The sequence below is a fragment of the Aeromonas sp. HMWF014 genome, assembly GCF_963878295.1.
Classification (GTDB): domain Bacteria; phylum Pseudomonadota; class Gammaproteobacteria; order Enterobacterales; family Aeromonadaceae; genus Aeromonas; species Aeromonas popoffii.
The window spans coordinates 1-620 of the sequence record NZ_CAWNYS010000434.1 but is presented as its reverse complement, the minus strand read 5'-3'; the positions used below and the strand labels follow the sequence as shown (position 1 = coordinate 620).

1 pseudogene is annotated in these 620 nt (G+C 56.5%); it reads right to left on the bottom strand.

What is annotated here, in order from left to right:
- Nucleotides 1–395 (bottom strand): annotated as a pseudogene (locus AAC083_RS17235) (amino acid ABC transporter permease); the annotation flags it as partial.
- Between the last annotated feature and the right edge of the window lie 225 nt (nucleotides 396–620).

The following is a 620-nucleotide window of genomic DNA, read 5'->3' as shown; positions in this document are numbered from 1 at the left end:
CCCGCCACTAGGGAGAGCTTGACCGTGACCCAGACGCCCCAGGCGATGGGGCCTGCGGTCCAGGTGAGTTCGGTATCCAGGGTATCGCCCCGGAAGATGGTATCCCCTTCTGCGACCTTTATCCCTGTGCTGGTAATGGCCTGGCGCTGATTGGGGTCGAGATCGTTTTGCAGGAACAGTTTGCCCTGTTCGGCGCTGGTGGTGCCGGCGATCACTGTGCCGTCAAATTCGGCCAGGTTGTTCTGCTCTGCCTGATAGGCGATGTATTGGGGAATGCGCTCCCAGCGCCAGGTGTAATCCACGGACTGAACCGCTTTATAGATGCCGAATACGGCAGCCAGCAGCATCAGCAGAAAGACGCCGTGCCAGAGCAGCTGATTGGGCTGTTTTTCCATCTGTCTTGTTGGGTTGTGCACTGTCGCAACCTCGTTGTAGTTATTTATTGTGTGGGGATCTGCGTGAAGGGGCGGCAGGCCGCCCCTTGCGAGGTTACTTGAGCTGATTCAGCCAGGCGTTGGATTCGAACCACTTCTTGTAGAGGCGGTCATAGCTGCCATCACCCTTGATCTGGGCTCTGTCCCAATTACGTGTTGAAAGGCTAATCTTGAAGTAGGCCATTA